The organism is Acinetobacter sp. AOR12_HL, from assembly GCF_027855275.1.
Taxonomy (GTDB): domain Bacteria; phylum Pseudomonadota; class Gammaproteobacteria; order Pseudomonadales; family Moraxellaceae; genus Acinetobacter; species Acinetobacter baumannii.
The window spans coordinates 45,058-69,852 of record NZ_JAKTIJ010000023.1 but is presented as its reverse complement, the minus strand read 5'-3'; the positions used below and the strand labels follow the sequence as shown (position 1 = coordinate 69,852).

General features: G+C 38.9%; 20 protein-coding genes. 10 read left to right on the top strand and 10 right to left on the bottom strand.

Annotated features, from left to right (window positions below; translation table 11 throughout):
* Nucleotides 1–23 precede the first annotated feature (23 nt).
* On the top strand, nt 24–1,199 hold the full coding sequence (locus tag MKL36_RS12320; RefSeq protein WP_021511527.1) for a zinc-binding dehydrogenase: 1,176 nt from the start codon (nt 24–26) through the stop codon (nt 1,197–1,199).
* Nucleotides 1,200–1,303: 104 nt separating this feature from the next.
* On the opposite strand, the gene MKL36_RS12315 is transcribed toward MKL36_RS12320, so the two are convergent.
* On the bottom strand, nt 1,304–2,251 hold the full coding sequence (locus MKL36_RS12315) for a LysR substrate-binding domain-containing protein (protein WP_021511526.1): 948 nt from the start codon (nt 2,249–2,251) through the stop codon (nt 1,304–1,306).
* A gap of 245 nt (nt 2,252–2,496) precedes the next feature.
* Between MKL36_RS12315 and MKL36_RS12310 the strand changes: the two genes are divergently transcribed.
* From MKL36_RS12310 to MKL36_RS12300, 3 genes are all read left to right on the top strand, one after another.
* Nucleotides 2,497–3,717 carry an acyl-CoA dehydrogenase gene (locus MKL36_RS12310; protein ID WP_001016271.1) on the top strand — a complete coding sequence of 407 codons (1,221 nt, stop codon included), beginning with the start codon at nt 2,497–2,499 and terminating at the stop codon, nt 3,715–3,717.
* Nucleotides 3,718–3,938: 221 nt separating this feature from the next.
* A complete protein-coding gene (locus MKL36_RS12305) occupies nt 3,939–5,261 on the top strand; it encodes an MFS transporter (RefSeq protein ID WP_021511525.1) in 1,323 nt (440 codons plus the stop codon).
* A gap of 52 nt (nt 5,262–5,313) precedes the next feature.
* On the top strand, nt 5,314–6,543 hold the full coding sequence (locus MKL36_RS12300) for a CaiB/BaiF CoA transferase family protein (protein WP_021511524.1): 1,230 nt from the start codon (nt 5,314–5,316) through the stop codon (nt 6,541–6,543).
* 104 nt (nt 6,544–6,647) lie between these two features.
* Here MKL36_RS12300 and tcuB read toward each other — a convergent pair whose 3' ends face one another.
* From tcuB to MKL36_RS12265, 7 genes are all read right to left on the bottom strand, one after another.
* Entirely contained in the window at nt 6,648–7,781 is a 1,134-nt protein-coding gene (gene tcuB, locus MKL36_RS12295; RefSeq protein ID WP_021511523.1) for a tricarballylate utilization 4Fe-4S protein TcuB, read from the bottom strand.
* The gene (gene tcuA / locus MKL36_RS12290) at nt 7,771–9,177 is read right to left on the bottom strand and encodes an FAD-dependent tricarballylate dehydrogenase TcuA (protein ID WP_000543960.1); all 1,407 of its coding nucleotides are present in this window, start codon (nt 9,175–9,177) and stop codon (nt 7,771–7,773) included. The genes tcuB and tcuA overlap by 11 nt, the downstream gene beginning before the upstream one ends.
* 103 nt (nt 9,178–9,280) lie before the next feature.
* Nucleotides 9,281–10,210, bottom strand: coding sequence for a LysR family transcriptional regulator (locus tag MKL36_RS12285; RefSeq protein WP_021511522.1), 930 nt, complete (start codon nt 10,208–10,210; stop codon nt 9,281–9,283).
* 131 nt (nt 10,211–10,341) lie between these two features.
* Entirely contained in the window at nt 10,342–11,136 is a 795-nt protein-coding gene (locus MKL36_RS12280) for a substrate-binding domain-containing protein (protein ID WP_000749505.1), read from the bottom strand.
* A 92-nt stretch (nt 11,137–11,228) separates the two neighbouring features.
* Nucleotides 11,229–12,539: an MFS transporter gene (locus MKL36_RS12275; protein ID WP_000383636.1), complete on the bottom strand. Its 1,311-nt coding sequence runs from the start codon at nt 12,537–12,539 to the stop codon at nt 11,229–11,231.
* 278 nt (nt 12,540–12,817) lie between these two features.
* On the bottom strand, nt 12,818–13,747 hold the full coding sequence (locus tag MKL36_RS12270; protein WP_000403829.1) for a LysR family transcriptional regulator: 930 nt from the start codon (nt 13,745–13,747) through the stop codon (nt 12,818–12,820).
* 116 nt (nt 13,748–13,863) lie between these two features.
* Nucleotides 13,864–14,472: a LysE family translocator gene (locus MKL36_RS12265; protein WP_021511521.1), complete on the bottom strand. Its 609-nt coding sequence runs from the start codon at nt 14,470–14,472 to the stop codon at nt 13,864–13,866.
* 256 nt (nt 14,473–14,728) lie between these two features.
* On the opposite strand from MKL36_RS12265, the gene MKL36_RS12260 reads away from it, so the two are divergent.
* The 6 genes from MKL36_RS12260 to MKL36_RS12235 all read left to right on the top strand — a co-directional run bounded on the left by MKL36_RS12260 (nt 14,729) and on the right by MKL36_RS12235 (nt 23,126).
* Nucleotides 14,729–15,601 (top strand): LysR family transcriptional regulator, encoded by an 873-nt coding sequence (locus MKL36_RS12260; RefSeq protein ID WP_021511520.1) that lies wholly within the window; start codon nt 14,729–14,731, stop codon nt 15,599–15,601.
* Between the two features lie 366 nt (nt 15,602–15,967).
* A complete protein-coding gene (locus tag MKL36_RS12255; RefSeq protein WP_000031355.1) occupies nt 15,968–16,954 on the top strand; it encodes a DUF1852 domain-containing protein in 987 nt (328 codons plus the stop codon).
* A 21-nt stretch (nt 16,955–16,975) separates the two neighbouring features.
* A complete protein-coding gene (locus MKL36_RS12250) occupies nt 16,976–18,019 on the top strand; it encodes a methionine synthase (protein WP_004888632.1) in 1,044 nt (347 codons plus the stop codon).
* Between the two features lie 185 nt (nt 18,020–18,204).
* Nucleotides 18,205–18,696 (top strand): flavin reductase, encoded by a 492-nt coding sequence (locus MKL36_RS12245; protein WP_000249482.1) that lies wholly within the window; start codon nt 18,205–18,207, stop codon nt 18,694–18,696.
* Between the two features lie 681 nt (nt 18,697–19,377).
* Complete coding sequence (locus MKL36_RS12240; protein WP_021511519.1) at nt 19,378–19,929, top strand: TetR/AcrR family transcriptional regulator; 552 nt, start codon at nt 19,378–19,380, stop codon at nt 19,927–19,929.
* 314 nt (nt 19,930–20,243) lie between these two features.
* Entirely contained in the window at nt 20,244–23,126 is a 2,883-nt protein-coding gene (locus tag MKL36_RS12235; protein WP_021511518.1) for a DNA methyltransferase, read from the top strand.
* Here the strand turns inward: MKL36_RS12235 and MKL36_RS12230 are convergent.
* On the bottom strand, nt 23,123–24,436 hold the full coding sequence (locus MKL36_RS12230; RefSeq protein ID WP_021511517.1) for a phospholipase D family protein: 1,314 nt from the start codon (nt 24,434–24,436) through the stop codon (nt 23,123–23,125). The two genes, MKL36_RS12235 and MKL36_RS12230, sit on opposite strands and share 4 nt — an antisense overlap.
* Nucleotides 24,437–24,517: 81 nt before the next feature.
* The gene (locus MKL36_RS12225) at nt 24,518–24,763 is read right to left on the bottom strand and encodes a helix-turn-helix domain-containing protein (protein WP_021511516.1); all 246 of its coding nucleotides are present in this window, start codon (nt 24,761–24,763) and stop codon (nt 24,518–24,520) included.
* Between the last annotated feature and the right edge of the window lie 32 nt (nt 24,764–24,795).

Here is a 24,795-nt window from a genome sequence, read left to right as displayed (position 1 = left end):
AAGAAGAAATAGGAAGCACTCAAATGAAGTCGGTACTTTGTCATCAAGCAACATTGCAAGTAGTAGACCAACCGAACTTAACGCCTGCAAAAGGACAAGTTTTATTGGAAGTGGTGCGATGTGGGATCTGTGGTTCAGATTTACATATGCAGCACCACTGCGACCACATGCATGATTTGGCTGCACGTGTCGGGTTTAATGGTTTAGCCAAGTCTACAGACCCATTTGTACTAGGACATGAGTTTTGCGGCAAGGTTTTAGACTACGGTCCAAAAACACGCCATAAATTTAAAGCCGACACACTCGTTTGTGCAATGCCGCTTTTGAATGTAGATCAGCATGGTTATTTGTCTACGGGACTTTCCCCAAATGCTTCGGGTGGTTATGCCGAGCAAGTATTGGCTCAATCAAGCTTGATGTTTGAAGTACCGAATGGTTTAGATGCGGATAGTGCTGCCATGACCGAACCTATGGCGGTTGCATTGCATGCTGTTCGCCGTAGCCGTGTAAAAACTAGTGAACCTGCGATTGTGATTGGTTGTGGTCCTGTTGGGTTAGGTGTCATTTTAATGCTTAAAGCAGCTGGGGTGAAAACTGTAGTTGCCAGTGACTTTTCACCAAACCGCCGTAAGCTTGCCGAGCAATGCGGTGCGGATATTGTGGTAGACCCTAAAGAGACATCGCCATTCGCCAACTGGAAAGAATTTGGTTTGCTTGGTAATGTTTCTGATGCGATTAACATGGGCATGGGGCTGTTTGATAAGTTACAAGCGACTCGCTTACCGTGGTGGCATGGATGGCGCATGATTGATAAATTGGGCGCTCTGCCAAAACGCCCTGTTATTTTTGAGTGCGTCGGCGTGCCGGGTGTTTTGCAGCAAATTATTGAAGGTGCACCTCTGTTTTCTCGAATTGTTGGGGTGGGTGTATGTATGCAAAGTGACAAAATAGAACCAGCACTTGCGATTAATAAAGAGCTAGAAATTCAGTTTGTGTTGGGCTATACACCGCTTGAGTTTAGAGATGCGCTGCACATGATTGCGGAAGGTAAAGTGAACTGTTCACCGCTCATTACCGGTGTTGTTGGCCTAGAAGGTGTTACGAGTGCATTTGAGGCATTACGTGACCCTGAACAGCATGCCAAGATTCTGATTGATCCGAAACGTAGTGGTTCAGATATTCAATTAATGAGTCATTAATTTCAAAGTTATTTACGCTTAACTAAAAAGATTGTGATTTGATTAATCACAATCTTTTTTATGGTTATAGATCGCAATATTTGACATAAATCAGGGCTGCTCAGCTAATTCGTATTGGTCTTTAGTTGTTCTAGTTCTTGGTAAATCCACTCAACAAATTTTTGAATAGTCGGTGAGATGTCTTGGCTTGAGTGAATGAGATAGTATTTTCGGCTGCCTTTTAGTTTTTTATTAGAAACAATCACCAGTTCCTTTTTTTGTAGTTCAGACTCAATCAACATTTGCGGAATTAGGGCCATTCCCATGTCATGGCTAGCAGCAACAGCAAGCATTGAAAATAACTCATGGCGCTGTCCATCAAAAGGTTTAGGGTGCTGCATGTGATGAGTGAGAAACCATTCTTGCCAAATGCTAGGCCGAGTGGTTTGTTGCAGTAGGGGGATTTTCAGTAAATCTTCAGGACTTAGATCATAGGTATTTTCATTGATCATCACAGCATTTGGAAAATACTTTTCGATTAGTCTTGGTGAGCACACAGGTACAATTTCTTCATCCATTAAATAATGTGCTTGTATGCCGGGCCAATGGTCAATTTGCTGCTGCGTTCCTGCAAAAATAGCAGCGTCAAAAATATTGTCGTTAAATAAAAAAGGTTTGGTACTGGTTTCTAAGTGAACCGTAATTTCAGGGTGTTTTTGATTTAAAAGATGAAGTTTGGGTAACAGCCAGCGCGTTGCAAAGGTAGGAACTACACCTAACTTTAATGTTCCACCTAAACCTTTATGAGAAATCACATCGGCCGTACATTTTTCTAGTCCTAATAAGTAGGGCTTGATGCTTTTAAAATACTGCTGACCTGCAATGGTGAGTTCAACGCCATGCCGAGTACGTATAAAGAGTTCAACACCCAAGAAATCTTCTAACTGCTGAATTTGGCGCGAGACTGCACTTTGGGTAATACATAACTCTTGCGCAGCATAGGTATAACTTAGATGTTTCGCTGCACTTTCAAAGCAAATTAGACCCTGAATGGACGGGATACTTCTTCGCATAAATAAATCCTTTTATTTGTCATCATATTTCAAAACAGCATATGACCTAAATGCAGATATCCGAGTTTAGTATAAAAATAAGTCATTTTTAATGAAATACAACGAATTAAATAGTTAAATTTAATGCGACCCATTTTAAATATGCGTAAGTCGCATATCTGCATGAACATTTATCGTTTGATTACTGCATTTTTCACGCATAACATCGAGTTAAATAAAGAAGATCAAATCAAGCAGAGGATGCGATGAATCACATGGTGACAACAAAAAAAGCAAAAGTTCAATTTAACTGGCAAGACCCATTTTTAATTGAGCAACAGCTTAGCCCAGATGAGCGCATGATTCGTGATGCGGCTCATGCTTATTGTCAAGAACGTTTGCAACCCCGTGTACTTGAACAATTCCGTCATGAAACAACAGATCCATCTATTTTCCGTGAAATGGGAGAGCTTGGCTTACTTGGCCCAACCATTCCTGAGCAATATGGCGGCGCGGGTTTGAACTATGTGAGTTATGGTTTGGTTGCGCGTGAAATTGAATATGTCGACTCGGGCTACCGCTCTATGGCGAGCGTGCAAAGCTCATTAGTCATGGTTCCGATTCATGAATTTGGTACTGAAGAGCAAAAGCAGAAGTACTTACCTAAACTGGCTACTGGTGAATACATTGGTTGTTTTGGTTTGACCGAACCTGACCATGGTTCAGATCCGGGCAGTATGATTACCCGTGCTAAAAAAGTTGAAGGTGGTTACCGTTTAAGTGGCGCCAAAATGTGGATTACCAACAGTCCAATTGCAGATGTATTTGTGGTTTGGGCAAAAGAAGTTTCTGCTGAAGGCAATGTCGGTGATATTCGCGGCTTCATTTTAGAAAAGGGCTGGGAAGGCCTATCTGCGCCAGCTATTCATGGCAAGGTCGGTTTACGTGCCTCGATTACGGGTGAAATCGTGATGGATAACGTTTTTGTACCTGAAGAAAATGCATTCCCTGAAATTCGAGGCTTAAAAGGCCCATTTACCTGTTTGAACAGTGCTCGTTATGGCATTGCATGGGGGGCGATGGGTGCTGCCGAGTTCTGTTGGCATACAGCACATCAATACACCATGGACCGTAAACAATTTGGTCGCCCGCTGGCTGCAAATCAATTGATTCAAAAGAAACTGGCAGATATGCAAACTGAAATTGCTTTGGGTTTACAGGCAGCTTTACGTTTTGGCCGCATGAAAGATGAAGGCATTGCATCAGTTGAGGGTACATCTCTAATTAAGCGTAACAACTGTGGAAAGGCGCTTGATATTGCCCGCATGGCACGTGACATGATGGGTGGAAACGGCATTAGTGATGAGTTTGGTGTGGCACGCCATTTGGTCAATCTTGAAGTCGTAAATACCTACGAGGGTACACATGACGTTCATGCCTTGATTTTAGGTCGTGCACAAACTGGCATTGCCGCATTTAGTAACTAACTCATTTTTAAAAATAGAGGTGTTCTTTCGGGAGCACCTTTAGGGATTTTTACGCAAAAATTTATGGAAAATGACAAGATTCATCGTAAGGATACTCATGTAAAGATGTGCCTCTGTGTACTTAAAATTAAATATAAGATGATGAAAATATAGAAGATTAAGTCATACAGAAAACATAAGTAGGCTACTGATGACTCATTTGGGAAAATGAAGAACAAAAGATGAACAATGACGTTCAAGTAATATCGAAAGAATTAAGAAATACATTTCCAAGCAATCTTGGAACATATGAAAAGATCGGACCGAATACATGGAAATGGGCGTTGTTATTTGCCTATTTTGCAATGGTAGTCGATGGCATTGATATTATGCTGCTGTCTTATAGCTTGACCAGTTTAAAGGCAGAGTTTGGTTTAAGTACCTTTCAAGCAGGTGCCTTAGGTAGTGCTTCTTTGGCAGGGATGGGGATTGGCGGTATTTTGGGTGGTTGGGCATGTGACAAGTTTGGTCGCGTACGAACCATTGCCAACTCGGTGACTTTCTTTTCTGTAGCGACTTGTTTGTTAGGCTTTACGCAAAGCTTCGAGCAATTTATGGCTTTACGTTTTATTGGTGCTTTGGGAATCGGAGCACTCTATATGGCCTGTAATACCTTAATGGCTGAATATGTGCCGACGACTTACCGTACAACGGTCTTGGGCACATTACAGACGGGCCAGACCGTAGGTTATATTGCTGCAACGTTATTAGCTGGCGCAATTATTCCAGATTATGGCTGGCGCGTTTTATTCTTCCTGACTGTAGTACCTGCTTTCGTTAATATTTTCCTACAACGATTTGTGCCGGAGCCAAAATCTTGGCAGCTCACCAAAATTGAAAGCTTGCAAGTCAACAGACAGCCTAAAGAAAGAGTAGTAGCTGAAAAGCCAAAAAGTAGCAGTATCTACAAGCAAATCTTTAATAACTTTAAGCACCGTAAAATGTTTCTGTTGTGGATGACCACAGCATTCTTCTTACAGTTTGGTTATTACGGTATTAACAACTGGATGCCAAGTTATTTAGAAACAGAAGTGCATATGAACTTTAAAAACTTAACCAGTTATATGGTGGGTTCATATACTGCAATGATTCTAGGCAAAATTTTAGCAGGGTATCTTGCAGACAAATTTAACCGCCGTGCCGTTTTTGTGTTTGGAACAATAGCTAGCGCCGTGTTCTTGCCAATCATTATTTTCTTCAATACTCCTGACAATATTTTGTATTTATTGATCACTTTTGGCTTCTTATATGGCATTCCATATGGTGTAAACGCGACTTATATGGCTGAAAGTTTTTCAACCGACGTGCGCGGAACAGCCATTGGCGGTGCCTATAACATTGGTCGTGTCGGAGCCGCTATTGCACCAGCTACCATTGGTTTCTTGGCATCGGGTGGTACGTTTACCATGGCCTTTATTGTGATGGGCGCTGCGTATTTTGTTGCGGGTGTATTGCCGGGCTTATTTATTCAAGATCGTCAGTACGATCCACAAAGACAATCATAAACAATGACAGGGAGGTACGTTGAGTACCTTCTAAAAAGATAAGGGTATCGTTATGGGTGCATTACAAGGAATTCGGGTTTTAGATTTAAGTCGTGTGCTTGCAGGGCCTTGGTGTGGGCAAATCTTGGCAGACCTTGGCGCGGAAGTCATTAAAATTGAACGTCCTCGAGTAGGTGATGACACCCGTATGTGGGGCCCACCATGGATGCCCGATCAAGACGGAAACATGACCCGTGAATCTGGCTATTTCCAGTGTACCAACCGCAATAAATATTCGGTTGCAGTGGACATTACCACACCCGAAGGTCAGGCTTTAATTTATGAAATTGCCAAGACTGCCGATGTCGTGATTGAAAATTATAAGACAGGATCTTTGGCTAAATATGGTTTGGACTACGCGTCATTAAGTGAGTTGAACCCGAACATTGTTTATTGCTCGATTACCGGTTTTGGGCAAGATGGCCCACGTGCAGAAGAGCCCGGCTATGATTTTATTATTCAGGGTATGTCAGGCTTAATGAGCATTACCGGTGAGCCTGATGATGTAGCAGGTGGTGGTGCACAAAAAGTTGGAGTGGCTGTGGTAGATATTCAAACTGGATTGTATTCCACCATTGCCATTCAAGCGGCACTGATTGCACGTTCGCACACAGGGCGTGGTCAGTATATTGATATGTCACTCCTTGATGTACAGGTCGCGGCACTGGCAAATCAGGGAATGAATTATTTAGCTTCAGGTAAAGCGCCACAACGCATGGGTAATCAACACCCAAGTATTGTGCCGTATCAAACTTTTAAGGCTAAAGATAAAGAATTTATTATTGCTTGCGGTAACGACAAACAGTTTAAAGATCTGTGTATTGCGATTGGTTATCCAGAGTTGCTCGAAAATGAAAAGTTTGTGCGCAACCAAGACCGCGTAAAATATCGAAATGAACTGATCCCTTTATTGTCGGAGCACTTTTTGCAAAAAACTGCCAAAGAATGGGTCGACATGATTCATGCGTTAAAAGTACCAGTAGGTGTTATCAACTCTATTGAAGATGCTTTAGCTGAACCACAAATTGTATATCGCAACTTGGTGGTGAACATTCCTCATCGTTTAAATGAAAACTTCCAAACCATTGGCTCACCAATCAAGTTGTCTGATACTCCCGTTGAATATCATCATGCACCTCCAGAGCTTGGTGAACATACTACTCAAATCTTATCGAGATTTAAAACAGCAGAAGAGCTTGCTGCATTAAAAGAGAAAGGCATTATTGATGGAAAAATTGCTTAAGCTATTGCCGTTTTCAATATGTCCATTCAATTATCATTGTAGTTGAATATAAAAAACCGCTTTTATAGCGGTTTTTTATTAGGAAGTTTTTCTAATCTTAAACATTATGACTTCTTCGAAATACGCTCTTCAATGGCAAATTTGAGTAAAGAAGCACTGCGGTAAAAACCGTGTGCGAACTTTCCAAAAGGCATGGTAATAAAGAATGTCATGACCGTGGCTAAATGGAAAATCAGTAAAAGTGCCATGTAAGGGGTATTACGAAATGCCATGAGAGCTAAGCCTGAAGCACTGACTAAAATTAAAAGGAAAATAAAGCCTCGATCTACAGGTTTTTGCTCACGGTCACCATGCAACGGATGGCGTTTAAGATTTAAATAGAGTAAGCCAGCAGGCCCGACAACTAAGCCAATTCCACCTAAAGTGCCTAAAATTACAGGCAAGCTAAAGATAGGGTACGGCGCATGTAGGTCAAGAAAATAGTGATATAAAGTCGCTACACCTGTGGCTGCAAAGCACAGCATAAAGCCATAAAAGGTGAGGTGATGGAACACACGGCGGATTTGTGTGTAACGATCATCTTGTTCATTACAGCCTTTGCCATGTCCACCATCTAAATATTTAAGCGTTAAAATATTTTGAGAGGCTTGAATAAGGTCGGGTTTTTCAACTTTGTCGTGAATAACTTTAGACGTCTGTCGCCAAAATTTACTAATTCCAATACCGAGCAAAACAATCGCAACTGTAAAGGTCGCTCCAAACAGTAGCGCTAAAAAGTTATGCGGGAAAATCGCATAGAAATTGCCTTGATAGCCTGCAAACAGGTCGGTGCCTTTGTACCACACCACGGCTAACATGCACAAAAAGAAAATGAGTGTTAAAGCCGAGACAAAAGGAATACCTACAGACTTATAAAGTCGACCTAAAGGCTGAGGTGTAGCAAATTCTTGATAAGTTTCTAAACGTACTTGCGCCATCGCTTTTGGAATATTTACCCCAAACTCGTGTGGTGGAGCATATTGGCAAGCATGTAAACATGCACCACAGTTATGGCACAGGTTTGCGAGGTAATGAATATCGGCTTGATTAAACTCAAGACGCTTGGTCATGGCCGCAAATACAGCACAAAAAGACTCACAGTAACGACAAGCATTACAAATCTGTAGCGCTCTTTGAACTTCCTGCTCATGGTCAGAGAGCTGAACAACTGGAATTAGGGCTTTAGTACTAGCATTCATGTTCAACTCCTTGTGAAAGTGCATAGTGGGCTGCATTTTTTCCGGCAATGCGTCCAAAGGTTGTGCCGATCGACATACCAACGCCTGCGGTATAACCCTGTCCGAGTACGTTACCTGCCATCATTTCACCTGCGACAAATAGGTTGCGGCTTGGTTTATTGTTAAAACGCACCGCAGCATCGTCTTCGACTTTTAAACCTAAATAGGTAAAGGTAATGCCGGGTTTAAGGGCATAGGCATAGAAGGGTGGTTGATCGAGAGGAACAGCCCAATGGGTTTTGTTGGGAACAATATTTTCGGTGGTGCAGTCATCTAAAACCGTGTGGTTAAAGGTGCCTTGTACGCAGGCTTGATTAAATTCTTCTACGGTATGGCATAAGGTTTTTGCATCCAGCCCGATTTTTTCGGCTAACTCTTGAATGCTATTTGCTTTTACACCTGCAAACACAGGGGGCATAAAGCGACCAATTGCTTTTGAGTCGATAATCGAATAGGCAATTTGCTGTGGCTGTTTGGCAACAAGACGACCCCAAATCGCATAACGTTTTGGCCAGAAGTCTTCGCCTTCATCGTAAAAACGTTCGGCTTTGTTATTGACCACAATACCTAATGAAACGCAGTCAATACGAGTACAAATACCACCGTCATATAAGGGTGCGCGTGCATCTACAGCGACGCAATGTGATTGTGATGGGTCACCAATAATATCGGCGCCTTGATCTATCATAAATTTGAGTAAGTTGCCCTGATTAAAACGGGTACCACGAATAATGAAATTATCGGCAGGCCATTCGCCGTTTTCATTTTGCCCCCATGCTTCTCTTAACCATTCCAAATTTGACTCAAAACCACCTGCGGCCAAGACACAGCTTTTTGCTTTAAATACACGTCCATCTTCAGCAATTGCAGCTTCAAAATGTCCTTGGTTTAACTTTAGATCTTTAATTTTTGTGTTGTATAAAATTTCGATACCAAGTTCTTGAGCGCTACGGTAGTAGGCATTAATGAGGGCTTTACCGCCACCCATAAAAAAGGCATTGGTGCGTGCAACATGCAAAGCACCCGATAGCGGTGGCTGAAAATTCACCCCATGTTTACGCATCCAGTCGCGGCAAGTTGCCGTGCTACGAATGACTAGACGGGCTAAGTGTTCATTGGTTTTGCCCGCAGTGACTTTAAGTAGGTCTTGCCAATATTCTTCTTCGGGGTAAGCATCGACCAATACGTCTTGAGGAGCATCATGCATGCAGCGAAGGTTACGAGTGTGTTGTGAGTTACCACCACGCCATTCTTTAGGTGCTGCTTCTATGACAAGCACAGAAGCACCACTTTCTTTTGCTGTGAGCGCGGCACACAGTGCGGCATTCCCACCACCAATCACAATTACATCATGCATGGATTTCTCCCTTTCTCAGCTAGGGCTAATGTAGCTTCAAAAGGGAAGATGAAGTGAGAGGCTAGGTTTGAATGGGTGTTTAGTAAAAATAAACACTAATGGCTTAAGTGTTTATGAGTTCCGCACCGGGCCAGCGCTTTTCATTAATCAAGTTAGTTACACAGGCACGAATTACTACTTTGGTGGCTAAAGTAGCAGGTGAGAGCTCTTCTTCAGAGAGACTAATTAAATAATTAATACGTTCAATAGCAGGTTCTACAACGCGCAGTAAACACAGGTCTTGCCGTGAGTTTAACGATGCACCCGCAGGTTGAATGGTTGCCATTTCGAGTTGGCTAATGCTTTCCATTAACAAGTGCAGCCCATCAATTTCATAGGCCACTTTAAGTTGGTGAATTTTCTGTTCGAGCAACAAGCGCAGCCCATGTCGTTGGCTCGGTAAAATCAAGGGAAGTTCTTTAAGCTGTGAATGGGTAATGGTTTGAGTGTCGATACAGCTTTCAAGGTCGTACTGACTCAGCACTTCTTTAGGCGAGATTAAAAACATCTGTTCTTTGACTAAAGGCTGTATGGCCCACTGTGGGTCGACATCGTCACTAAAGATGATCGCGACATCGAGCTGCCTTGCATTCACCAAAGCTTTGAGGTCACCCGATAAGCCTTCGATTAAACGGACTTTAATATCGGGATAACGATTTCTCATGAGTTTTAAAAAATGCGTGCCTATAACAGCCGCAACACTCGGTGAAAAACCCACGGTGACGTGACCACTTAAACGTGAGGAGTACGCAGAGTCTACGGCATGGTCTAGGTGTCTAAGTGCCAGTTGAACCTGTTGAAAAAAAGCTAAACCCGCAGGGGTGGGAACTGTACCCAAAGCAGTACGTTGTAAAAGGCGAATAGAAAGCTCGCTTTCTAATTTTGAGATTTGCTGACTTAATGCAGACGTTCCAATATCGAGATTTTTTGCAGCTTTACCCAAGCTTCCTGACTCGATCACTGCAATAAAATATTTTAATTGTTTAAGTTCCACGGCAAATTCTACTTTGACCTTTGTTAATTATTCTACACTGGTTTATTGCTCTACATTTTGTTCTATTGCTTTGAGTAAACCGTTCAAAGAGTAAAGGCAACATCCTCTCAAAATGCTGCCTTTTAGAGCTTTTATTGTTTAACCTGCTCAAGACCCTGTTCTTCAATAATTTGTGTCGCTTGAGGCGATTTCACAAATTGAATAAGTTCTTTTGCGACTTTTGCATGTTCCGAGTTTTTACCAATACCAGCAGCAAATACGGTAACTTTTTGGTAAGGCGCAGGGATTGGACCAACTAACTCAACTTGACCATATTTGCCGGTAAAAGGTTTGATTTCACTAATTTGCTGGAAACCAATATCAAACTGGCCTTCGGCAATACGTTTTGCAACGCGGTCGCCTACCACTTTTTCTGCTTTACTAGAAATTACTTTGTATTCGACAGGTGGAAAGCTTGGGAAAACATCTTTTTCAAGATGAGTACCACTCGCACTTGCAGAATAGCCTATGTGCTTGGCATTTAATAAAACTTTTTCAAATTTTGCTGCAGAGCTAATGTCTGGCTTTGGTGCACCTTTAGGCACAGCCATGCCAATGCTTGAATTCACTAAAGCGCTTTGTGAATTTGGGTCAACATAACCTTTTTCTGCGAGTTTGCTTAGTTCAGGAGCAGCCAACACAACAATGTCAAAACGTTCACCACGATTGAGTCGATTTGGAATTGCAGTCGGTGATTCACCCATAGACGAACCAGATGAGAGGTGAACCGTGTGACCAGTTTGCTTTTCAAATATTGGAATGAGTTTTTCCATAGATGAATAGAAACCGCCTGAGCTAATTACTTCGAGCGTATCTGCATTGGCAAATGTAGATCCTAAGCCTGCACCAGCTAGGCAAATGGTTATGAAGATAGGGGACTTTTTCATAGTGCCTCACTTGAATTGCAAGAAAGCACAGTACGGAGATTTAAGGTCTGCCGTACTGTTTATTAAAATTTCAGGTTAAGGAATGAGTTGTTTTAAGCGCTAACCTTTGCAGGTTCAGCAATTGCGTCAGGATCTTTCTGTTTAGAACCACGACATAAATACAAGCTTGAGATGAGACTGCATACTGCAGCGAGCATGAGCCAGAACGCTGGTGTGCTTGCATTACCTGTATTTTCGACAAGGAAGGTACAAGCCATTGGAGTCATACCACCAAAAATCGCGGCTGCAAGACTAAATGCTAAAGAGAAGCCAACGGTACGTACACGTTTTGGCATCACTTCGGCAAGTGTTGCGACCATAGTGCCGTTGTACATACCAAAGAAGAACGAGAAGTAAGCAAGGGTAATAAGTAGGTTTGAGAAGCTAATGTCGCTCACCAACCAGCTTAAAACCGGATAGCTGGTAAAGATCGCAAGAGTCGTAATACCCACTAATACTGGACGACGGCCAATTTTGTCGGAAAGTAAGCCACCCATTGGTAACCAGAAGAAATTCGACAAACCCACAAACACGGTTGCTAAAAGGCTATCTGTTACCGACATTTCTAAAGTACGTTTCGCATACACCGTGGTGTAAACCGTAATAAAGTAGAAAGTTGTCGTAGTCATCGCACTCATCATCATGCCGGCAAGTACAATGCGCCAGTTGCTTACAAGTGTGCTGAAAATTTCTTTTGAAGATGGATGAGTTTTTTGCGCTTTAAAGTCTTCAGTTTCCTCTAAAGTACGACGGAACAAGAAGATTAAAGGAATAATTAAACAGCCAATTAAGAACGGAATACGCCAGCCCCATTCACCCACTTGAGCATGAGTTAAAATGGTGTTGAGCCAATAACCAAGTAAGGCCGCAAACACAACCGCAATTTGTTGGCTACCAGACTGCCAGCTAGTAATAAAGCCACGATTTTTATCGGTTGCAATTTCAGCGAGGTAAATTGAAACACCGCCAGATTCAACACCTGCCGAGAAGCCTTGTAATAGACGCCCAATGACCACCAAAATTGGTGCGATAATACCAATGGTTTCATAACCGGGCACAAAGGTAATTAATATGGTGCCAATAGCCATAAGACTTAAAGTGACAATCAAACCTTTACGACGACCGACTTTGTCGACATAGGCACCCAAGAAAATAGCGCCGAGAGGACGCATAAGAAAACCCGCAGCAAACACGGTAAATGTCATCATTAAAGAGACATATTCATTATCAGAATGGAAAAACTTTGCTGCGATATAGGTGGCATAGAAACCAAAAAGAAAAAAATCGTACTGTTCTAAAAAGTTGCCACTCGTTACATTTAATATTTTTTTAAAAGTAGCCCTACGGTTATTAACGACATCCATTGGAGACCTCCTTGGCCTAACAAAATGGAAACATTCACGATCTTCAAGGTTTGGACGTAAACTGATTCAATCAATAAACCTAAATAGGAAATGGGTTAGAGATGAGATTTAAAGGTGTCCTTCGTAGAAAATGTGATGCCTTGTTTCCAGTTCAAACTACACATCTATGTTTCGATAAACAGAAAACCACTTATCATTCGAAGGAAAATGTAATCTTAAAAAGCAGGAGGGAGTGAGAGGAGAAAATTAATTAGGTATTTAGAAAAATTAATGACCCTTTATAAAATAATTTCAGAACATGGCCAAATCTGGTTTTGAATCAATTCTTTCACACATGCCTTAATGGCTGACTTGGCAGCAAGTGCGGCAGGTGATAATTCTTCTTCGGCAAGGCTCACCAAATAGTTAATTCGTTCAACTTCCGGGTCGACAACCTTAAGCAATTGCAGCTTGTGTTTATACTCTTGTAAGCAAGCACTTCCGGGCCTCACACTCGCAAGATCAAGATGAATCAGACTGTCCATAAGCAAATGCAAGCCATCAATTTCATAGACGACATTGAGCTGTCCAATCTTGTGCTCAAGCAATTTTCTTAAGCTATGACGCTGACGTGGCAACACTAAAGGAATATCGCCAATTTGCTGCGACTGAATAATTCCGCTTTTAATACATTCGCTAAGTCCGTATTTTTCGAGCACTTCTTTGCGTGCCATTAAATACATTTGCTCGCGCACCAAAGGCTGTATAGACCACTGTTTATCAATTTCATTGGTAAAAATAATAGCGATATCAAGCTGACGCGAATTAATCGACTGAATCAGGTTCCCCGACAGGGTTTCCACAATCTCTAAACGAATATCTGGATAACGTTCAGACATTAGTTTCATTAAAGGGATGCCAATTAAAGCGGTAATGGTCGGTGGAAAACCAAGGCTGACATGACCGGAAAGCCGTGCTGAATGTGCAGCATCTACCGCGAAGTTCACTTGACGCAAAATAAGTTGAGAGTGCTTTAAAAAGGCAAGGCCAGCAGGAGTTGGAGTCACACCAAAAGCATTACGCTGTAATAAGCGAATGCTTAACTCTTGCTCGAGCTTACTAATTTGCTGACTAATCGCTGAAGCACCCACATCGAGTTTTTGGGCAGCTTTTCCAATACTGCCTGATTCAACGACCGTCAAAAAATACTTTATTTGCTTGATTTCCATAATAAATGTATTCGCTCATCATCCTTGATTTATAGAGATATGAAGGATTGGGAAATCTATCATGTATTTTTATATTAACAGTAATACATTAAAAAGGTTCTGAAAATTAAGTACCTCTACTGAAACTTAGTAAAAAGCAAAATCACACCTAACACACATAAAATTGAACCAATCACCTGATTAATCTGTACTTGCTTGGCTAACATTTTTTGTCTTAGTAGCATGGATGAGAACAGTACAGCCACAAGTGAAAACCATACAAAATGGGCAAATGACATAAAAAAGCCATAAGCTAAAAGAATGGTTTTAGGCGTGGTGAAGCTCACAATTTGCGTATAGGTACTAATCACAAATAGCGTGGTTTTAGGGTTGAGGGCATTGGTAAAAAAACCGTATTTTATCGCTTGCAAAGTACCTATAGAAGTTAATGCCGCAGTATCTAAAACTGGTTTTTGAGTAAAAGTTTTATAGCCAATATAGATCAGGTAAAGTGCGCCAATATACTTAACAATATTCAAAATTTGCGGCGTATAAATCATTACAAAGGCAACGGCAACTAACGTATAGGTTACATGTACCAACACGCCAAGCGATATTCCAAGTGAAGTGTACACACCTATTTTTCGACCGTACAAGTAACTATTTTTAGTAACAATCGCGAAGTCTGCTCCGGGACTAATCACTGCCAAAATCGTAATGAGAATAACCGCAATAAACTCTGCCATTATCTTGCACCCTCACTGAAAACGAACGGTTTTATCTGTACTTTTTGGAATGTATTCGAGAGGAGAGCTGTTTTAATTAAAGCTACTATTCTTTTGGTGAGAAAGATTGGGACTTTACATTTGTGAAGATAGATATAGATATTTAAAATATTTTTCATCATCTAAAATAGGTTTTAATAAAGATGATTTTTTATTTTGAACAGAAATCTAAAAATAAAAATCGATAAAAACGACTACACATTTATGAGTTTTTGGAATGATCGAAAGAATATCTCTGAATTCACTAAAATTTTTCTATTTCGTGGCGAAGTATGGCAGCGTGACTTTAGCTGCAAAGAAATTATTTGTGACGCAAAGTGCGGTTAGTAAACAGATTTATAATTTAGAAGAAGCCTTAAATACGGCTTTGTTCGACCGAAAAAATAAAACGCTTGTGATGACTAAGCAGGGTGAAACTTTATTGAGTTGTTGCCATCAGGTGTTTGGTCAACTCGATGAATGTTTAATACAACTCAGCGAACCCAAAACCGAAAACAAGCAACTGGTTTTGTCGTGTGAACCGACTCTTTCTATGAAATGGCTCATACCACGATTATCAAAATTTAAAAAGCTCGGTCATGATTTTGAGGTTGTGCTACTCACAGCAGGCGGCGTGGTCGATTTTGAAAAAGATAATATTGATATCGCGATACGCCGAAATGACTTTGATTGGGGAGAGCATATTTATAGTGAAAAGATTGCCGATGAATATATCGCTCTAGTTCAAGCAACCAAGCCATCGGAAACAAACGACTTACTCATTTCGACTTCTAGACCAAATTTTTTCAAAAACATGAGCCGCATTGCTGAGTTAAAGCAGAGTTTAAAAGGCTACTCCAAAGTTGAACTTGAACATTTTTACCTATGTTTAGAAGGTTGTTTAGCGGGACTCGGCGCGACAGTCATCTCAATTTATATGATTGAAAAAGAGCTTGAGTGGAAGGTACTGCAAAAAAATTCACCAGTCGTTCAAGATGGTTCAGCCTATTTTCTACTTTCTCATCGTGCTTTTGAGGAAGATCCACGCAAAACCCTATTTTTAGAATGGCTAAAAGCAGAGATGAATGAGAGTCAACATAAATTGCTTTAGGTTTAGCTGTTTTATTTAAAGAAAAAAGATTTAATTAATTGAAAATAATCATAAATTATAAATTTTCAGGTGCTAAAACGCGAGTGCTATATATTGAAATTCTGCTGTCTAAAATTCCCTAAGATGAAAAATATTTAACTTCATACTTATTTATAAAACCCTAAACATGAATTTCACTCAGTTTTGAATGAGACTAAATCATTTTTATTCATGTTGTGATTGCGGTATAAATCTATCCATGCTCTGAAGCGCTCCAGTAATTCACTTTTGATAAGACCACAAGGCACAAAACTGACAAGGCTGGAAAGTTCAAAAAGAGCAAAAAGATTTTTTAGGTTTATCTCAGAAATTAGGGTACTGATCACAATGAGTAAAGAATTTACATTTACGATTAAGAGTATTTGTTTCGATGAGAACTATCGTCCAGCAGACAATACGCGTATTACAACCAACTTTGCTAACTTGGCGAGAGGGATGAGCCGCGAAGAAAATTTGCGCAACACCTTACGGATGATCGACAATCGTTTCAATGCCTTAGCTCATTGGGACAACCCTAAGGGCGACCGCTATGGCGTTGAACTTGAAATCATTTCAGTTGAAATGAATATTGATGCCGAAAACCGTACTAGCGGGCTTCCTCTCATCGAAATATTGAAAACCAATATTGTTGATAAAAAGACCAATGAACGCATCGAAGGCATTGTAGGTAACAACTTCTCGTCTTATGTACGTGACTATGACTTTAGTGTGCTGTTGTTAGATCACAACAAAAACAAGTCTACGTTTAGCACGCCAGAAAAGTTTGGTGAATTGCACGGCAACTTGTTTAAGAGCTTTATTAACTCTGAGACTTATAAAGCCAACTTTAAAAAGGCGCCTGTAATTTGCTTAAGCGTTTCAACAAGTAAGGTGTATCACCGTACTGAAAACGAACATCCTGTTTTAGGTGTTGAATACAAGCAAGAAGACTATTCATTAACCGATGAATATTTCCAAAAAATGGGCTTAAAAGTTCGCTATTTCATGCCGCCGCATAGCGTTGCGCCGTTAGCGTTCTACTTTACTGGCGATTTGTTGAGTGATTACACCAACCTTGAGTTGATTAGTACCATTAGTACGATGGAAACCTTCCAAAAGATTTACCGTCCTGAAATTTACAATGCAAATTCAGTGGCTGGAAAGTCTTATCAACCAAGCTTGAAGCACCAAGATTATTCACTTACTCGAATTGTGTATGACCGTGAAGAACGTAGCCGTTTGGCTATAGAGCAGGGGAAGTTTGTTGAAGAGCAATTTATCAAACCATACCAAGCGATTCTTGAGCAGTGGTCTGCGAATTACGCTCCTAATTAATCAACATATAGGTCATTTATTATGAAAAAGTTATTACCGACTTCAACTGCTGGCAGCTTACCTAAACCGTCTTGGCTTGCAGAACCTGAAAAACTTTGGTCGCCGTGGAAACTCGAAAACGAAGGCTTAATTGAAGGTAAAAAAGACGCGTTACGTTTAGCACTTCACGAACAAAAACTTGCTGGCATTGATATTGTCAGCGATGGCGAACAAACCCGCCAACACTTTGTGACGACATTTATTGAGCACTTAAATGGCGTAGATTTTGAGAAGCGCGAAACAGTTCGTATTCGTGACCGTTACGACGCAAGCGTACCGTCTGTGGTAGGTGCGGTGTCTCGTCAAAAGCCTGTATTTGTTGAAGATGCAAAGTTTTTACGTCAGCAAACTGATCAGCCAATTAAATGGGCATTACCTGGCCCAATGACCATGATTGATACACTTTATGATGGTCACTACAAGAGCCGTGAAAAGCTTGCTTGGGAATTTGCCAAAATCTTGAACCAAGAAGCGAAAGAGTTAGAAGCTGCTGGTGTAGATATTATCCAGTTTGACGAACCTGCATTTAACGTCTTCTTTGACGAAGTAAATGACTGGGGTATTGCAACTTTAGAGCGTGCAATTGAAGGTCTAAAATGTGAAACTGCGGTACACATTTGCTATGGTTACGGTATTAAAGCCAATACTGACTGGAAAAAGACACTCGGTTCAGAATGGCGCCAGTACGAAGAAGCTTTCCCGAAACTTCAAACTTCTAACATTGATATCATCTCGTTAGAATGTCACAACTCGCGTGTGCCAATCGATTTACTCGAACTTATTCGTGGTAAAAAAGTCATGGTAGGTGCGATTGATGTTGCAACAAACCAGATTGAGACACCGGAAGAAGTGGCTAACACACTACGTAAAGCACTTCAGTTTGTAGACTCAGACAAGCTTTACCCTTGCACAAACTGTGGTATGGCGCCTCTTTCTCGTGAAGTGGCACGTGGCAAGTTAAATGCGTTAACGGCAGGTGCAGAAATCGTTCGCAGAGAACTTACGGGTTTTGAACTTACTGCTTAATACTTACCAATAAGTGGTATAAAGGGTTACTTTTTTGATGGTAGTTGATAATCAAACAAGTAACCCTCATTTTACTTACTACATGTCGCTCTAATCAGATCGCATGTCGATAGTACCTTCCTGATGGAGTTGGGCGGTATAGCAAACACATAGGACAAGGTACGGTTCAATTTAGGAATAATGTCATGGTTCAAGCAACAGACTTTAGAAATGCAATGTCTTTACTCACAAGTGCAGTTAGCGTTGTGACCACGGCAGGCATGTCTGGCCGTTTTGGATTTACTGCCTCTGCTGTTTGTAGTGTGACTGACACACCGCCGACATTATTGGTCTGTATGAACCAAGCTGCGAGCTCACATGCACATTTCCTAGATAACAAAATCTTAACTGTGAACGTGTTAGGCGCGCACCACGAACATATTTCAAAAGCATTTTCATCTAAGCTCACACCAGAAGAACGCTTTAAACATGGCGAATGGATTGAGTTAGAAACAGGCGCACCTGTGTTGGAAGATGCTTTGGTGAGCTTCGATTGTGAGATTGAGCAAATTCAACAAGTCGGCACACACACGATTTTTATATGTCCGATTGTGGCGATTAAACAAAGCCAACATGACCAAAGTTTGGTTTATTTTAACCGTGCTTATCACCAAGTGGGGCAGACAGAGACTGTCTAATCCTACTTATCATTTCGTTATTTCATATTAAAAGTCTCATTAAGAAATCAATAAGCACGGATCGCTTCTGTTTAATTTTAAAAATATAATTAAATATAATATCTTAAATAATAATTAAGTTAATCTAATGAAAAACAATAAGAAATTTAATCACTTGTCATTAAAGCTACATTGACACATCTCAACTCTCAGATTATGCTTTGCGTGCTGGCCACATTGCCAGCCGGTTTTAGCAGACCGCGCTCAAGAACATTGAAAAAACTCGTTTTTTTTGATGTAGACCCGTTCGTCTCCCTTTTTGTAGCGGTAGGACGGAAGGGGGACACCTTCGGGTGTGCTGGGTCTTGAGCCAGTCTGCTAACCCCCTTTCGTTCTGCCACCATAATTCCAAATGAATGCTTTGGCAGAACTCCCAAAATCAGGAGTTGGCTATGCACATCCATCATTTCTTGGCCTTAAGCGCCAAAAGCTATAACGACACCACTTAATTCATCTTTAAACAGTTTGAAGGCTTAACCGCTTTTCAGACTTTAAGTCATTACGGCTAAAAACTTATATCAACAATAAAACTTGAGATGTGCCAAGCACCGTCTTGCGGCTTTGCTGTGCCTTTTTTTCTCCCAAAAGGGCACAGGCTTTTTATCTCATTTAGAAACAACAAGAATTTATAACGGTAAAACTATGCCAACTTTAGAAATATCTTCCAAAAAATTACAGGTGGTTCAAACCGCCATCCAACTCTTTACCACGCATGGGTTCCATAATGCAGGGGTAGACCTCATTATCAAAGAAGCCAAAATACCGAAAGCCACGTTTTACAACTACTTCCACTCCAAAGAACGCTTGATTGAAATGTGCATCGCCTTTCAAAAAAGCCTACTCAAAGAAGACGTGCTCTCCATTATTTACTCAAGCCGTTACTACACCCAAAAAGATAAACTCAAAGAAATTATTGTCTTACATACCAATTTAAACAGTCTGTACCATTTGCTGCTTAAAGCAGTTTTTGAGATAAAACGGCTGTACCCGCAAGCCTACCGTATGGCAGTTGAATACCGAAAATGGCTACATCGGGAACTTTTTGACCTGATTTTTAGCTGTGAAACCCGTGCTTTTAAATTTGATGCAGATATGGTTTTAAACCTGATCGATGGCCTGATGCTACAGGTTTTAGGCTCTAACAGTTTGGATGAAAGGGATGTGGTGTTGGAGCGGTTTTGGGGGAGGGGCTAAAGTTATTTAGTTAACTTTAACTCTATATTTTGCGGAAAGCCTTATAGAGTTAGAAAGATTAAAAGAAAATAAAAATCGATGAAGTGATCAGGGTTTTTAAAAATATCTCTTTTGGAAGCTAATATTAATTTATTAGAAATAGTAGATAGAGTGAAGTAAAGTTTTATACTTATAGTATCACTGAGCTTGGATTAAAAATGAGCTTATGGTGAAAAGTTATGAGTATAAAACAACCAGTTGAGTATTGTAATAAGGATGAAGGTTGTAAAACAACTTGAAAAATGAGATTCTGGGAAAGTAGGAGTATCCCAGAAATGAAAAAATTAACAATTGAAATACCCTCTTCCAAAGAAGAGCAGCTAAAAGCCTCTTTGAAAGAAAAAAGCCATACGTTGAATAGCTGGATAACAGAACAATTCGATTTATTGTTAGAAGAGCAAATTTTTTTGAATTCTGGTGCCAATGCTAAGGGGGTAGAGGTTTTAGCATCTATGGATTGGGCATTCACAGATGAAGCAACGTCAATCTATACTCATGATATTCATCCATATCCTGCAAAATTTATTCCTCAAATACCTAATCGTTTAATTTGCGCTTTAAGTGAAGAAGGTGATGTAGTCTTAGACCCTTTTGCAGGTAGTTGTACTACTGCAACAGAGGCAAGCAGATTAGGTAGATATTCAATCTCCATTGATGCAAATCCACTGAGTGCATTAATTGGCAAAGCAAAAACTATTAAATTCAGTAAAGATGATAATGATGCATTAGAATCATTAAAAGTCCATCTATTAAGTTATAAAGATTTAATCAAAACTGATAAAGAAAATTTAAGCCCTATACTTCTTGAACAATTAAAAAAATTTATCCCTGATATCCCTAATATTGATAAATGGTTCATGCCATTTGTAATTACTGAATTAGCACTGATCAAATTCTTTATTGATAAATTAGACCGTGAGACAGCAAAGATCCTAGCTTCTGTTGCTTTATCAAGGATTATTATTAAAAACTCAAATCAAGATTCGGAAACAAGATATACAGCTATTCAAAAAGACATTTTACCTAGTCAAACATTATCATCTTTTTTGGATAGTCTAAATTTTGTTCTAAAAAAAGTTAAACTATCATTAGGTGAGTTTGAATTTCATCCTGCAAAATTTCTTGTGGGGGATTCAAGATATGAAATGATGAATTTGGATGAAAATTCAGTAGATCTTATTGTTACGTCTCCTCCTTATGCCAACGCAACAGATTATCATTTATATCATAGATTTCGAATGTTTTGGATGGGATTCGATCCTCGAGAATTAGGAAAAATAGAAATAGGGTCTCATTTGAAACATCAACGAAATGATTCTGGCTATGAAGAATATAAACTAGACATGACCCAAATTTTGAAAGGAATGTATAGAGTACTTAAGCCTGGTAAATATGCAGCTTTAGTTGTAGGAGATTCTATTTTTAAAAATGAGATTTTTGAAACACATAAAATTTTAGTAGAAGATGCTAAAGGAATAGGGTTTGAACACATTTCTACTATTGTAAGACCTCTACATGAAACCAAAAGGTCTTTTGTTAAACCTGGTAGAAGGTTAAGACAAGAGCAAATTGTAATAGTGAAAAAGCCCGAAACAAAGATGAAAATTATAGGCTGTAATACTAAATATAAGTTATTTGAGTATGAAAAAGAGTTACTTGTAAAAGAAATAGAAGCATTATTAAACCGAAAGGTTGATATTATGGAGAAGAAAGGTTCGAGCTTAAAGTTTAGTAATTTTGAGGTTAGCTCTTTTGAGTTTTCAAGACTTAAACATATAATTTTTGCACATGAGTTTACATATAATTTTGAAAACCAGATTCACACTAATCAATTTTTTAAAGAAAATACATTAGAACGAACCAGAAAAAATTCTACTTATTTCACACATGGATTACATGCTTATAAAGGAAAATTCTATCCTCAATTGGCAGCTTCTCTAATTAATATAGCTACGAAACACAATAATGATAGTCAGATTTTAGATCCATTTTGTGGTAGTGGAACCACAGTTTTAGAAGCTGTGCTAGGAGGGCATAAAGCTTTTGGTATTGATATGAATCCATTAGCATATCATTTATCTAAATCTAAAAATGAAATTTTATTATTAGATAGAAACCTTGTGCGCGGGGCTATTAAAACTCTCAGTTATGAACTAACAAAGTTTGATGAAAATAAAATTTATACTTTAACTCAGTTTCCTATTGAAATTAGTGATGAACTATATTCTTGGTTTCCTTCGAAAGTAGTGGTGAAACTAGATTATATATTGTCAAAAATCAGAGTCTTTGGTGATACACGTCTTGTTAACTATTTTGAAATGATTTTAAGTTCAATTGTGCGTTCCATTTCTCAACAAGATCCGCAAGATCTAAGAATTAGGAGGAGAAAAGAAGAAATAGAAGATGCGCCTGCTATAGAACTTTTACTAAAATCTTTAATTCAGGAGCAAGAAAAGCTGGAACACTTTTGGAAATGTGAAGATCAAGGATGCATTAATAGGGGGACATTTTCTCTAATGTATGGAGATAATAAGTCTGAGGATTCATATTTACAATTAGGTATTGAACCCTCTTCAATTGATGCAATTATAACAAGCCCTCCTTATTGTACTGCTTTACCTTATATTGATACTGATAGATTATCTATTCTTATATTAAAAGGCTTTACTTCAAAACAAAGAGCAACTATTGAAAAATCTTTAACAGGCTCTAGAGATATTACAAATACTGAATTAAATGAAATGAATAGACGTATACTAGAGGAGCATGTGGAACTTCCAGAACAAATTATAGTATTTTTAAAAATGGTTTGTACAAAGAATCTTAATGATAAAAAAGCAGGCTTTCGTAAAAAAAATACAGCAGCATTATTACTCAGATATTTTGAAGATATGAAGGCTGTTTTAAATAGAAATTATGAAGTATTAAAAGAGGGCGCCTCAGCTTATTACGTTGTAGGAGATTCTAAAACACAAATAGAAGAAGAGTGGTGTCATATTAAGACCTGTGAATATCTTTTATTAATTGGTGAGAGTTTAGGCTTTGAGGTAGAAAGCTACCTCGATATCTCCGTAACTAATGATAATAAGATTAATTCAAAGAATTTTATTGAGAGTAATTCGATACTTAAATTTAAAAAACCTCTGCGGATGACTTAAAGCCATCCGTATGAGCGAGGTTTTCTTCCACCACTAGGCATAGACTTATTACAAAAAGTTAGCCAGTATTCATAATGTGAGCTATCGGGGGTATGAATTACAATTTCATAATCAATCCCATACTCTTGTTTTGGTTTATTCATGATCATAATAGAATATTCAGGCACTAAAGATACTAAATTGCTACAAGTGATCCTGATTTCACTTTTACTTTCATAGTAAACCATATTAAGTGCATAGTTATTGAGGGTAAGTAATTGATTTCCATTTTGACCATATACATAAATATTCACTAATGGATCTGGTACCCGTTGAGGGTATGTAGAGTTTTTAGTCTTTTTAGGCTTTGTGTTACCTGTAAATGGAAAGCCGAAGAATTCTTTCCGTTCATTCACAGCTCGTTTACTTAAAAAGATTTCACCATTGTGGTGAGGCTTAATTTGAAGAAGAAAAGTCTCATATGAATCGTTGGAAAAATCTCTAGTAGGTTCAGTTGGGACTAATAGAGTTTTTTCAGTATTATTTTTTAAGAAACTGTTACATTTAATATTAGATTGATCTTGATCAATATTATCCATATCCGTTAGATCTAGAGCATCAGCTGGTTTTATAGTTGTGACGAAATCCGTATTATTAGTTTCCTGCTGAGAACTACTATCCCCCAGTTTTATATAGTTGCTATTATTTTTAGATTTACGTTTTAAATTGACAGATAAAGAGCTTCTAAAAATGTCATTAAGTATAGTAGCCCTTTTTTGATAATCTTGTTGAATTGTAGCTTTACCAGGTATAATTTCTTCAATTGCTAATAAATTATTACCGTGTAAGACGTTAACCAAATCTTTATCTAAAGGTACGGCAATTCCATAGGCGGTAGATTTCAAGTCATTAACTGAATTCCATAAATGGTAAAATGCAGCACTATCACTTGGAGTATTAAGATCTAAATCCATAATAATTGCGGATTCAAAATTTGATTCTAGTCCTCCCGATGTTAAGTTATTCGACCCTAATATAACTTTACCTATATTTTTGCCTTTAAATAGATATAACTTAGGATGAAAAGTAACGCTTTTATGGTTTATTAAATAAACATTATCAAATAAATCAAGAGCTACTTCCAAAGCTTCTTTTGATGTAACTTTTTGGTCGATTCCTATAAAAATTTCACTTTTATTTTTTCTAATACGCCATAAATCTATATTTTCTTTTAAAAACTTTAATACGCCTGATTTAGCATAAGCTACTGCAAACTTTAATTCATTAAATGACTCATCTGCTAAAGTGGCATTTAAAACATCAATTAGCATAAAATTATCTAATGGTTGATCAAGAGGTGAGAGAAATTTAAAAGATAACAAAAGAACGGTACCTCTCTAAATATTAAAAAATTAAGATATTTCTTCTAAGCCCAAAATAAAATTTATTAAAGTATTTTCACTTTCACCTAAAGCTTTTAGCCAATCATAAAGTTCAACTATATCAATACGACGTTCTAAATTTTCGATTTTAGAAATATAAGATTGTGGTTTTTTTAATGATGAGGCTAATTCTACCTGAGTAATATCTTTTAACTCACGTAGTTGGGTTAAAGTATTAATTAACTTTATATATCTTTTGTCATGTATTGAGCTCATAACTTGAAATACTGAACTATAACTAAAAATAT